At 50.0% G+C, this 12,462-nt stretch carries 8 protein-coding genes; 1 reads left to right on the top strand and 7 read right to left on the bottom strand.

Annotated features, from left to right (window positions below; genetic code table 11):
* Positions 1-118: 118 nt before the first annotated feature.
* A complete protein-coding gene (locus ABGV42_RS24970; RefSeq protein WP_347384152.1) occupies positions 119-2,932 on the bottom strand; it encodes a calcium-translocating P-type ATPase, SERCA-type in 2,814 nt (937 codons plus the stop codon).
* A 320-nt stretch (positions 2,933-3,252) separates the two neighbouring features.
* Here ABGV42_RS24970 and ABGV42_RS24965 point away from each other — a divergent pair, with 320 nt between their 5' ends.
* A complete protein-coding gene (locus tag ABGV42_RS24965; RefSeq protein WP_347384151.1) occupies positions 3,253-4,998 on the top strand; it encodes an Rqc2 family fibronectin-binding protein in 1,746 nt (581 codons plus the stop codon).
* A gap of 89 nt (positions 4,999-5,087) precedes the next feature.
* On the opposite strand, the gene ABGV42_RS24960 is transcribed toward ABGV42_RS24965, so the two are convergent.
* The 6 genes from ABGV42_RS24960 to ABGV42_RS24935 all read right to left on the bottom strand — a co-directional run bounded on the left by ABGV42_RS24960 (position 5,088) and on the right by ABGV42_RS24935 (position 12,461).
* Positions 5,088-5,945 carry a PHP domain-containing protein gene (locus ABGV42_RS24960; protein WP_347384150.1) on the bottom strand — a complete coding sequence of 286 codons (858 nt, stop codon included), beginning with the start codon at positions 5,943-5,945 and terminating at the stop codon, positions 5,088-5,090.
* A gap of 36 nt (positions 5,946-5,981) precedes the next feature.
* Entirely contained in the window at positions 5,982-6,911 is a 930-nt protein-coding gene (locus tag ABGV42_RS24955; RefSeq protein ID WP_347384149.1) for a selenium metabolism-associated LysR family transcriptional regulator, read from the bottom strand.
* A gap of 134 nt (positions 6,912-7,045) precedes the next feature.
* Positions 7,046-7,483 (bottom strand): hypothetical protein, encoded by a 438-nt coding sequence (locus tag ABGV42_RS24950; protein ID WP_095290252.1) that lies wholly within the window; start codon positions 7,481-7,483, stop codon positions 7,046-7,048.
* 249 nt (positions 7,484-7,732) lie between these two features.
* Positions 7,733-8,776: a glycoside hydrolase family 18 protein gene (locus tag ABGV42_RS24945; protein WP_347384148.1), complete on the bottom strand. Its 1,044-nt coding sequence runs from the start codon at positions 8,774-8,776 to the stop codon at positions 7,733-7,735.
* Positions 8,773-11,424 carry a transglutaminase-like domain-containing protein gene (locus tag ABGV42_RS24940; protein ID WP_347384147.1) on the bottom strand — a complete coding sequence of 884 codons (2,652 nt, stop codon included), beginning with the start codon at positions 11,422-11,424 and terminating at the stop codon, positions 8,773-8,775. The genes ABGV42_RS24945 and ABGV42_RS24940 overlap by 4 nt, the downstream gene beginning before the upstream one ends.
* Positions 11,421-12,461: a carbohydrate-binding family 9-like protein gene (locus tag ABGV42_RS24935; protein WP_347384146.1), complete on the bottom strand. Its 1,041-nt coding sequence runs from the start codon at positions 12,459-12,461 to the stop codon at positions 11,421-11,423. The genes ABGV42_RS24940 and ABGV42_RS24935 overlap by 4 nt, the downstream gene beginning before the upstream one ends.
* Position 12,462 lies beyond the last annotated feature (1 nt).

Below are 12,462 nucleotides of genomic sequence, written 5' to 3'. Positions count from 1 at the left end.
CCAAAGCGTTATTCTTGCCTATTTACAGAAAAAAGCTATCCTGCAACATGTCCAAGGCTCTCGCCCTGAATCATTTTGAGGATAGCATAACGAAAACGATAAGGAAAAGCTATTGATTTTATGCTGAAAACTTTGTACTTTTCGGTACGAAGCTTCCAGGACCCATCCGCCGACGGTTACGACGGCCACCCCAGACACTGCCTGCGCCCATTAGGAACGTTGGGATACCTGCAGCAACAATCGAAATGGCCCATTCACGCATGCCGAGTGGTACGGTTTTGAAGATTGGCTGCAGCGGCTCCACGTACATCACAACCAGCATCAGCACCACGGACGAGATTACCGCAAGAACCAGATATTTGTTCTGGAGCGGATTCCGGTGGAAGATGGAGCGCGAGCTCCGGCAGTCAAATACATGAATAAGCTGAGCTAAAACGAGTGTCGCAAAAGCTACGGACTGTGCTTTGATAAGCTGTCCCGGTTGATCCGGAGCTGCCTGAAGGGTAAGCCAGAACGCACCTAAAGTACACAATCCAATCAATACACCGCGGCTGATGATTTTCCAGCCCAGTCTCCGGGCAAAAATGTTTTCCTTGGAGCCGCGTGGCTTGTGCTCCATCAGGTCTTTCTCCGGCTGATCCACACCCAGCGCCATGGCTGGCAAGCCATCTGTCACGAGGTTCACCCATAGAATCTGGATCGGCACAAGCGGCAGTGGCAGTCCCATCATCATTGCGAAGAACATTGTTAATATCTCGCCTACGTTTGAAGCAAGCAAATACCGAATAAACTTGCGAATGTTTTCATAAATATTACGTCCTTCTTCAATCGCTGCTACTATAGTAGAGAAATTATCATCACTGAGAATTAAGGCCGACGCCTCTTTCGTCACATCCGTCCCCGTAATTCCCATCGCGATGCCGATGTCCGCCGCTTTGATCGCTGGTGCGTCGTTGACACCATCCCCTGTCATCGCTACAACATGGCCTTTGCGCTGCAGTGATTTTACAATCCGAAGCTTGTGCTCAGGCGATACCCGGGAGAAAACATAGATGCCTTCTACCTGTTTGTCCAGCTCATCGTCCGTTAGCCCTGCCAGTTGCTGTCCGCTTAATGAGCCTCCGCCCCGCGGAAGAATTCCCAGCTGCTGGGCTATCGCCTCTGCAGTAGTTCCGTGGTCACCCGTAATCATGACCGTCCGGATCCCGGCTCTGCGACAAGTAGCAATCGCATCTCTGACTTCTCTCCGAGGTGGGTCGATCATGCCTGCAAGTCCAACGAACACGAGCTGATTCTCGGCAGCATGTTCGTTGTCAACTTTTTCCTCAGGGCGTACTTCACGATAAGCCATTCCCAAGACACGCAGGGCTGCCCCGGCCATTTTTTCGTTTGCAGCCATTACTTTCTGTCTCAACGTTCCGGTGAAGGGTACAACTTTGCCTTCCCATAAGATATAGCTGCATTGTCCGATCAACACATCCGGGGCACCTTTGGTATAGATCATGCGGCCTCCCTGATGCTGGATGAGGACAGACATCCGTTTACGGTCCGAGTCGAACGGGAACTCCTGTTGACGTGCATATAACTCCTTGAGGCCGGCAGGGGTAAGGCCCATTTTGGAAGCCAGGGTGACGAGCGCTCCTTCGGTTGGATCACCTTTCAGCTCCCATACGACGCCATCCTCCTTGATTGCCTCCTTCTTGCCATCCTTACCCTTTTTCTTGTTGCGTTCTTCCGAAAAATTTTCCACAATACTCGCATTATTACATAACGCACTGATCTGAAGCAGTCTTCGAAGCGTCTGGTCACTCTTCAGCTCGACCGTGCGGCCGTCTTCCAGCATCTGTCCTTCCGGTGCGTACCCGTCCCCGGTGACTTTTATGCTGCGCCCTTCCAGCCATACATCGGTCACGGTCATCTTGTTCTGGGTTAATGTCCCCGTCTTGTCCGAGCAAATTACGGAGGCACAACCGAGTGTCTCAACAGAAGGCAATTTTCGTACAATGGCTTTACGCTTAATCATTCGCTGTACGCCCAGCGCAAGTGCAATCGTGACGATCGCCGGCAAACCTTCAGGTATGGCAGCTACCGCCAGACTGACGCCAGCAAGGAACATTCCAACCGCCGGTTGTCCATGCAGAATACCAGCCACAACGACCATAACGGTAAGGCCCAGCGCAACAAAAATAAGTATTTTGCCCAGTTGCTCCAAACGGTGCTGGAGCGGCGTCTCCTGTTCCTCGGTATTTTGGATAAGATCGGCAATTTTGCCCATCTCGGTATCCATGCCTGTTCGAATGACAACGCCTTTGGCTGTTCCGCGGGTAACCATGGTGCCCATAAATCCAATATTTTTTTGATCACCGAGCGGTACGGCATCGTCTGCAATCGGGTTGCAATGCTTGCTTACCGGGACCGATTCTCCAGTGAGTGCCGATTCTTCCACATCCAGACTGCTCGTCTCCAGCCACCGGACATCCGCCGGGATGCGATCCCCGCTCTCGACAAATATGATATCCCCAGGCACCAGCTGTTTGGCAGCAAGCTGCACTTCCTGACCGGCGCGAAGAACTTTGGCAAGAGGTGCGGACAGCTGCTTCAATGCGCGGAGGGAACGCTCAGCCCTAAATTCCTGTACGAATCCCAAAATTGCATTCAGCACAATGATTGCAACAATCGTCACGGCATCCAAATATTCTCCGAGCAATCCGGACACCAGTGTCGCCCCCATCAAGACGAGCACCATAAAGTCCTTAAATTGGTTAAGCAGCAGTGTAATTGGAGATATGCGTTTCCCTTCACTCAGCTCATTTGAACCGCTGACCTTCCTCTTTTGCGCAACAGCTTCATCCGTCAATCCTTCCTCCAGACTGACGTCAAGCGTGCTGCGAAGCTCTTCTACGCTTAGTTGATGCCACTTGGTCTGTTCCATGCTTCAAGGTTCCCCTCCCAGTCTATATTTCCTGTAAAAGACGTTCATACATCTACTCGTGACTGCTAACGGCAGCTGTATGTCACGCCGGACAAACTACCTGCTCTATATGTATTCGGACAGGACCCCAATTAGCACCCGAATGGTGAATCCTTTCCCTGATGGACAGAATAGGCTAAAATAAAAGTCTGCGGTCATAACGCAGTGGAAGCCGAGTTATCTTATGCAAGAAGCGAGTGACAACGAACTGCAACCGGTTCTATTATTTTACATATTCCAGTTGTGTGTTTCAGTTATAGATAGAGAGGAAGTTGAACAATATGGCATTGGACGGTATTGTTACACGAGCCATCGTACACGAACTGCAGGGCTGCAAAGGCGGCCGCATTAGCAAAATCCATCAGCCTAACGGCCATGATGTCGTTCTGACCCTTCGTGCACAACGCGGGAACAGTAAATTGCTGATATCGGCCAGTCCGACGTATCCCCGTGTGCACTTTACGGAGAAGACATTTTTAAACCCTACAGAAGCACCGATGTTCTGCATGCTGCTGCGCAAGCACTGTGAGGGAGCCATTATAGAGGAGATTCGTCAGATCGGCATGGAGCGGATCATTCACATCGATGTTCGTCAACGCGACGAACTCGGTGACGTATCCGTAAAACGAATCATCATTGAGCTAATGGGGCGTCACAGCAATATCGTATTGCTCGACCCGGTCACGGGGACGATTTTGGACGGCATCCATCACGTAACGCCTTCCATCAGCAGCTATCGGGTTATCATGCCTGGTTTTTCGTACACAGCTCCGCCAGAGCAGCACAAAGCCAACCCATTGGAAGTGAACAGCGCTGAATTCCTCAAGGGTTACACTGAAACGGAAGAAGAAGCTGCCCGCTGGCTTGTGAATTCATTCAGTGGCATGAGCCCGCTGATCGCAGGAGAGATTACTGCTCGCGCCTCCGATACGGACAACGGAGATACATCCGTCGAGGCGGATGCCCTCTGGAATGCCTTTGAATCTGTGATGGGACCTGTGAGAGAGAATAATTACACGCCTGTAACAGGACTGAATGCCAAAGGTAAAATGATCTTCTCTGCTGTCCGGCTTCAGGGGATTCAGGATGCGGAGAAGACCTACGACACGATGAGTAAATGCATGGAGGATTATTACGGGGATAAGGCCGAGCGGGATACGGTAAAGCAAAAGGTAAGCGATTTGCTGCGTTTCCTGCAAAATGAACGAAGCAAAAATGTCAAAAAACTCGACAATCTGAACAAGGATCTACTGGAAGCCGATGACGCGGAAAAATACAGATTATGGGGTGAATTGTTATTTGCTTCTCTTCACCAGATTAGCAAGGGAGACAAAAGCGTGGAACTTGTGAACTTCTACGATGAAGATCAGGCAACCCTAACCATCACACTCGATCCCCTGCTTACACCATCGGACAACGCACAGCGTTACTTCAAACGGTACAACAAATATAAGAACAGTCTAGCTGTCATTCATGAACAGCTGGGCAAAACCAAGGACGAGATCGACTATCTGGACAACCTGCTGCAGCAGCTGTCCATCGCCTCCATGAACGATATTGAGGAGATCCGCGAAGAGCTGGTACAGCAGGGCTACCTTCGTGATCGCAACAAAAAAGGCAAGAAGAAAAAGAAAAACGACCGTCCAACCGTACATCAGTTTACCTCGACAGAGGGTATTGATATTTTGGTGGGCAAAAACAACTTGCAAAACGAGTATGTCACGAACCGTCTGGCCTCCGCCAATGATACCTGGCTGCACACCAAAGACATTCCGGGTTCACACGTCGTCATTCGCAGTACGGACTTTGGGGAAGCTACGCTGGAAGAAGCGGCACAGCTCGCAGCCTATTTCAGTCAGGCCAAGGAATCAAGCAGTGTTCCAGTGGACTATACCTTTATTCGTCACGTACGGAAACCAAGCGGTTCCAAGCCCGGTTTTGTCATCTACGATCATCAAAAAACACTGTTTGTGACGCCTAATGAAGAGTTGGTCAAAAGCTTGCCATCCACCATCAAAAACGGATAAAGCAGTGCTTCCATAAACGAAGCCACGCCGCCAAAAAAGCCCCAGAACAGAGAATTTCGTGTTCTGGGGCTTTTCGATCCACCTGTAAATTAACGTTTAGCCGCTGCACGCAGTTGTTCAAGCACATCGACTGCTACCGTCTTGCTCCCCAGATCCCCGTGAAAGACAACACCCTGTCTTACACCGTGGTAATCTGATCCGCCTGTCACAACTAATTCAAACTCCCGTGCCAATTGGGCATACCTGTGTTCCTCTTCGGGGCCGTGGTCTGAATGAAATACTTCAATTCCGTCAGGTCGTGACTGCTGAATGATCCGGCGAACCAGTTCATCATCCCCATAAAGACCCGGATGTGCTATAACCGCAGCTCCTCCCGCCTCTCTAATCCACTGACAGGCATCTTCAGGAGCTACACGCGGAACCGATACGAAGCCAGGTTTACCTTCGGCCAGATAACGATCGAAGGCATCCCGCATGTCAACAGCATACCCTTTGCTGACCAGGACATCAGCCATGTGAGGTCTGCCAATGCTTTCATCTGGCTCCAGAGGGCGTCCTAGCCCCTCAATGACCTCCTCCCAACTGATGGCTAGGCCAAGCTCCTGCAGTTTGGCAATAATGCGATGATTTCGTTCCTCCCGTGCGTCACGAAGTCCATGCAGCCGCTCCAGAAAGAGTTCATCCTTTATATTCACATAATAACCCAGCACATGGATGTCCTTGCCTCCTGCGCGGGTACTGATCTCAACGCCGGCCACAACATCGATACCACATTCCTGGCCTGTCTGCTGCGCTTCTGCCACACCTGCTACCGTATCATGATCCGTGATTGCTACGGCTGACAGTCCCTTTTGTTTGGCAAGCCTTACATTTTCGGAAGGTGACTGCATGCCGTCCGAAGCCTGACTGTGAGTATGCAGATCACAGCGTCCGCTAGGTTGATCCATTAACAACATCTCCTTGCTAAATGGTTGTGTTCACGATTACTCGCTTTCTTTTTCCTTGACTCCTTCCGCTCCTGTGTGCTCCTGCTGTCTCAAGTAGTTCAAGAAAGCTACTGCGGATAGAGGAAGCAGGGAAGATTTCAGATGAATGGCGTAGAACTGTCGTTTGAATGCAAGTCCGCGGATATCAACAATATGAACGAGACCAAGTGCCAATTCATGTTGAACGGATGAAGGAGATAACATAGTTATGCCCACGCCGGCTTCAACCGCCGATTTTACTGCTCCTGTACTTCCGAGCTCCATTACTACGTTCATGTCCTGCGGATCAATGTTTTTCTTTTGCAGCTGGTCTTCCATAACCTGTCTTGTACCGGACCCCTTCTCCCGCAGTACAAATGGATAAGCCATAACCTCCTCCAGCTCCACTTTCCCGCGTTCCGCGAGTGCGTGACCTGCCGGAACAACCAGCTTCAATTCGTCCTGCATCACCGGTTCCACAATCATGTCGGGATGATGAATCGGAGCTTCGATGAGGCCAAAATTCAACTGGTGCTTCAAAATATCGTCCATAATTTGCGTTGTATTCATCACTTTCATTACGATTGAGATATCGGGGTATTGACGTGCAAAGGGACCAAGCATCCTCGGTAAAACATATTCTCCAATGGTCAAACTGGCACCGAGCTGTAATCTTCCCTGAAGCATCTGTGTAAATGCCGACATCGCTTCATCGGTCTGTCTGACCAGTTCCACGCTCCGCTTGGCATGCGGCAGCAGGGTTCGCCCAGCTTCGGATAATTCTATTTTTTTGGTTGAACGGTGCAGTAACTTTGTGCCGAAATAGTCTTCCAGTGATTGAATCTGCATCGTCACCGCTGGTTGGGTCATATGTAAGGCTTGCGCAGCTGCTGAAAAACTCCCCTTTTCTGCCACGGTGTAAAAAATATGCAACTGATGAAAATTCATATCTTCGCCCCTCTTCTGTACGCTTACCTCATTGTAGCCGATTTTCCGAATTCCAACAAAAAAAGCATGCAGCTTGTCTGCATGCGATGTAGCTTGAATATATCATTGCTAATGTCTTGAATGTTTCCTGTGAATTACCTGTGCTTACGACTGTTCTTAACCAGAGTCATTCGTCTGGAATGCCTCAACCAGGAATAATATGATTTCAGGTCACGAAGCTCAATTGTCTCTGACATTCGCCCCAAAAAGGTAACTACAATCATCTTGTGAAGAGGATTGCCGGCGATATCATATTCTCCTTCAAGCTCGGAAAATTCCGCAACCACTACCACATCTTCGTCGATGAGGTAGACGTCCTGTTCATTACGGTAGTATGGCGTAATACGGTCCTGCTTCAGACACTCCCATAACCAAGCCGCAATATGGTCATCATCATTACGTGTGGGCTCAATGCGGTCTGCATACCGCATTTTGGCATGATGGGTAATGACGATGTCGGCCACTTTTTTGTCTCCAAGAGCTACGAAAAACGGCTCGTAGGTGCTCCAACGTTGCATCACCTTATCACGCATGGGAATCACTCTCCACCAGATAGGACTTTCTATCTATTTATTACCAAATATATTACAACATAAGTCCCGTAAGCTCAAGGCGTAAGTTCAGATTTTTTCATAAAATCCGTTTTGTGCCTAATTCATTAAAAACGTAAACGAAGACCTATGACAACCAATAACCTTCTCTTTATTTTAATCTCTTTTGAAAAGAAAAGGAACCCGCGATATGCCGGATTCCACTGAAGATATTCAGTTTTATCACATCTACTACGCATGCCGTCCTGCGCGGAGCTCGTCATCCATCGTTTTCAGCAGCTCATGTGACGCATCACATTTGTATTCCCAGAACATCACCCCGGCAAGATCCTGCTCAATGATATACTGGCATTTTGCTCTGATCGAATCCGGATCATCGTAAGAGATGAGTGTGTTGCCATTAAACAAATAAGGGGCCTTGGCCTCATTATCCCAATATCGGACATATCCGTTAAGGCCAATATACTTTTCGCTTAACTCCGTATATTCGGGTCCGTAACCTCCGGTCGTCTCGGCCATCTGATGCAATCCGTTGTTACGGTCCGGTACACCTTTCCACATCCTGGAGTAAAATGCCGCACCAATGACAATTTTATCTCGCGGTACACCTGCATTATGAAACATACGTACCGAGGCATCCGTGCTAATCCGGTATAAATCACCTGTCGCAGTATAGAGATTGGTATGGTGTCCAGTCAGTACCTGGAAACCTCCACGCATGTCGTACGTCATCAGCTGTACATAATCAAGGTACTGCTGTACCTGATCCATTTCCGTACCGTCAATGTAGTACTGATCAGCACCGGCCGCAATGGTCAGCATATAATGCCTGTCATCTAGTTCACCTTGCTTCGTCAGAGCTGCCCTTATCGTTTTTAACAGTAGCGTAAAGTTAACTTTGTCCTCCGCAGAGGCAGCGATACCCGCCTCTCCATAACACGGGTATTCCCAATCCAAGTCAATGCCATCCAGTCCGTAGGTAGTCACGGCCAGGACAGCTGATCCTGCCAGCTTCTGCCTCCCTTGCTCGGTCGCTGCCGCCTCCGAGAATCCGCCTGCACTCCAGCCTCCGACAGACAAAATCATTTTCAGATCCGGGAAAGCCTTTTTGATCACCGGAATCCGATCCATATGTTGCAGATGGCTGGTCTGAATGACATCTTCCTGAATATGAGCAAATGCGATATTGATATGCGTCATCCTGCTCAAGTCTACCTCCGGCACATCGTTCAAGTCACGATGTCCAACATATCCAACAATCCATTTTGGGTTCATAGGCTGCCTCCTTCATGCCCGATTGCATCACTGCGCTGTCCGGTCAGCAGCGAACTTACCTGAATGGCTTCCTTCACGGCACCAATCCGGTATCCTGATGAAATATAACGGATCCGATAAGCTTCATCCAGGACGACAAGATGGGGATAACCTGACTCTGTCGCTCCAGAGCTGCGGAACACTTCAGGCAATGAGGCAGCCTCGTCCTCGCCTAACCGGACTTGTGACGGCAGCATCTCCAGCTGTTTGCTCTGCAATGATTTTCCTGTACCAGCAGAGCCAGTAAGCAATACAATCGGTACATTCCGCTCCACCAATTCTTTCCTCAGGTCAGCAAGTTCTTTCAGCAAATGTATGGTCGGTTCTCGCTCCGGTTCAATCCAGGAAAGAAGCATGCCCGCTGCCGTTCCAACGCTATTCTCTAGTGTAGCTATGCTTCCGTCGTTCCATCGCAGTTCCACGTGCTTATCCACCGTTCCAAGGACAGGAATTTCCTCATCGGCGCTGCGGAAGGTTACGTCAACACAAGCCTCTTCCCCTTCATTCAACTTAAAATAGGTAAAACGAGCTTTTACCGTGCCATTTTTCAATCGTATGCCTGTCGTCATTCGATAGGACCCTTCCTCAGCTGGCAGAGGCTCGGCAAACAGCTTCGTCTCTTTATAAGGGAAATGCAAAGTCACGTATTTCCCCTGAACAAGCCGGGCAATGGAAATGTTCTCATAGTAGGAAGCCTCCGGCACGTTTGCTCCTGCCTCGTTTTGCACAAGACGAATGGTTCCCATTCGGAGCTTCACCTTTTCCTCATTGCCAAGATCCGCGAAGATCCAGGACCCATTCTGCCAATACTGCGGCTTGCGTTCACTTGGATGCAGACGGGAAGGAACGCCAATACTGCGACAGATGGAAACAAATAGGATTGCCAGCGATTCCTCATCCCCGGCCATTAACCGATAAGTCCCTGCCGCTGTACCCTTTCCTTTCAGATTGGGCAGATCCTCCGAATGAATAAACTTCTCCTTGATTGCTGTAACAAGAAGTGAAGGCTCTTTCACCATGGCATCCCTCTCATCTGAAGCAAAGGCTGCCTGGAATTGTTCCCTGTACGGCCCAAGCATCTCAAATGCAACGCGAGGACATAACACATAGGGAATAAACAAGGTATCCGGGATCATACCGCGCAGAGGAAGCGAATAAGTTAAATGCTCCTGTAGTACGGGACGGAACGTGTCAATCAAATCCTTACTATTCAGCGACTCCAGCAGCAGTAACGGCCACTCCCCGTGCTCTGGAGAGCTTTCCCTGAGAAACGCGGCGATTTCGTGGCCATTTCCGCGCGATTTCTGCATGACGTCCCATACCCTAGCCTCCGGAAGGCCTAGCTGCCGAGATAGATCCGTGCTCTCCTTATGAGTTATAAACGTGGCTTCAAACGCAGTACGGACTTCCGTCCCCTCCGACAAACGCTGCTGATGCAGCGACTCAGCTTCCTCTGTCAATGCAGGGAGCTCCTCACCCTGCGTCTCAGGCGGAGGAACCATGTCGAAATCAACTACTCCGCTCTCTTGCACAGGTTGACTTTGCAGATCCAGCACAAGTTCCAATCGGTCTGTTGTGTCAACCGTGACCTTATGCTCCCGCCACCGTCCCTGAAATACCGCCCGGATAAGCAGAGCACCATATCCCGTCTTGAAGACCACTTCTCCGTTCTCATCCGTCAATAACTCTGCAATCGGATAGAATTCGGCCATGTTATACAGTTCAAATCGCACAGAAGTCCCCTTCACTGGAACTCCGGCCAGATCCTTGACCGATACAGTCAGCTCCTTTGTTGGAGCGTAGTTCTCCAAAAGATTCAGCTCGGTATACCATTCTGTTGCCAGTGTTACATCCTCCGGACCACGATAGCTGCCAAGCACTCTTGTATTCATCAACATCGACCGGCGGGCAGGTGGCGTAAACCATCCCTGGTTCAGCCTGGCCTCCGGTTCACAAGCGCCGATATAATACCATGTTCCGTCAGCCCACGCTTCCACCCAGGCATGATTGTCATCACAATGTGCCCAGCGAGGAGTATATACCTGACGGGCAGGAATCCCAATACTTCGCAGTGCAGTCACGGCCAGCGTTGATTCTTCCCCGCAGCGCCCCCTTGCACTCCGAATCATGGTGAGCGGTGAAACCGTCCTAAGATCGCTGCCGGTATAGACTGCCTTTTCATGGCACCAGTAGTTGGCTTCCAGAATCGCGTCTGACATCGTGAGCGGCATGATGCGACCCACCAGTTCTGCGTAGAAGATCGCTCGGCAATCCTCGATATTCTCCGTATTAACCCTGCAGGGAAGCACAAAATGAAGGAACAAATTATCCGGTACCCGTTGCCCCCACGGAACCTCCCGCCGCATTCGCAGAGTTGATCTTACGTGACTTAAAAACAGCGCACCCGGTACATCTGCCAGATCCTGAAGCGGACTGTATGCATACACAAACTTGAGCGCCCACTCTTCTTCCACGGACAGCGGCTCCTTGAATACGGCAAAGATCTCGTCAGCCTGTGCCTGGACAAGCTCCTTTTTGATATGAAGCTTATCTTCAATAGATTTCATATCTTCGGGAGTAAGCGAAAACGCCGACATCTGCACACTCATTTCATATCCCTCTCTTCCCATAGGTTCCCGTCTTCGCGAATGAGCCATCTTCCGGTCCCGTCCGCAGTCGCAGCTGAAATTTGAAATAGGCGTTTGGCAGCATAAACCTCAGGATGAACTTCCACATCAGAAGTCCAGCCGAGCAATGACAGGTCTTGCGTAAACGTCCCATTCTTTTCCCTGTAATTACGCTGCAGATAATATAGCTTTCTTAGCTCCCATTTAATCCGTTCATCCTGCGGCAGCGCAAAATCGTCATTACCATCATCCTCATCGGCAAACACAACATAGCCCCACAGTTCGGGATAATGCATATTCACCAGTCCCATCGGCGACCAGACCCAGTTATCCTCCGGATAGGGCTTACCGGTATCGGGATCCATTACTTTGCGGTAATTTCCATTCACCACCTCAGCCTGCCACTCTACCCGCGAAAAATTGACTCTCCAAAATTCACCCGGCAGCGGAGCCCGCTTTTCCTTGGCGCACTCTTTCAGACTGGTCCACGGGATCGCAACCTCGACAGACCATTTCCGGTTATTCGCTTCGGGACGATTCAGCTCGCCGTCAATATACACGGCTGTTTTCAATCCTTTCAAATCCCAACTGTCCAGCGGTGGTCCCCCGTCCCTGTAAGGCTTGATCAGGAGCAGGTCCCATACCGTATTTAGCGCATTGATTTCGAATTCGTAGTAACCGTGGCTGTCCCCGTCTGGATCAATGAAAATCTCAAAGTCGTTGTCATAAAAAATGACGGAATCGCGCTCAGTCAACGTTGCCCAGATCTGATCCTCCCAAAGCTCGGCACCGAAATAAAAGTGTTCATCGTCCCACAGCATTTTCACCCTTGTATCCTTCGCGGGAGCAGGACGAAGATCCCCTTCAATATCCACAAACTTGTCCGTCCATTCCGCCTGATCCCAGAAAGGCTTGTCCAGCCTTCCGTCAAGCACCAGCTCACCTACTGCACGGCGGCACATATAGTGTTTCGGCTGATAGGTATCCATACGTGGTATGGGCACGCCACTTAGCATCATG

This window comes from Paenibacillus pabuli (assembly GCF_039831995.1).
Classification (GTDB): Bacteria; Bacillota; Bacilli; order Paenibacillales; family Paenibacillaceae; genus Paenibacillus; species Paenibacillus pabuli_C.
Note: the sequence above shows the minus strand (reverse complement) of the source record. Positions and strands in the feature narration are given on the sequence as shown.

Coding starts and splice junctions, on each gene's coding strand:
- ABGV42_RS24955 (WP_347384149.1), bottom strand. CDS start 6,911: ATGAATTTTCATCAGTTGCATATTTTTTACACCGTGGCAGAAAAGGGG.
- ABGV42_RS24940 (WP_347384147.1), bottom strand. CDS start 11,424: ATGAGTGTGCAGATGTCGGCGTTTTCGCTTACTCCCGAAGATATGAAA.
- ABGV42_RS24960 (WP_347384150.1), bottom strand. CDS start 5,945: ATGGATCAACCTAGCGGACGCTGTGATCTGCATACTCACAGTCAGGCT.
- ABGV42_RS24965 (WP_347384151.1), top strand. CDS start 3,253: ATGGCATTGGACGGTATTGTTACACGAGCCATCGTACACGAACTGCAG.
- ABGV42_RS24935 (WP_347384146.1), bottom strand. CDS start 12,461: ATGATGCTAAGTGGCGTGCCCATACCACGTATGGATACCTATCAGCCG.
- ABGV42_RS24970 (WP_347384152.1), bottom strand. CDS start 2,932: ATGGAACAGACCAAGTGGCATCAACTAAGCGTAGAAGAGCTTCGCAGC.
- ABGV42_RS24950 (WP_095290252.1), bottom strand. CDS start 7,483: ATGCGTGATAAGGTGATGCAACGTTGGAGCACCTACGAGCCGTTTTTC.
- ABGV42_RS24945 (WP_347384148.1), bottom strand. CDS start 8,776: ATGAACCCAAAATGGATTGTTGGATATGTTGGACATCGTGACTTGAAC.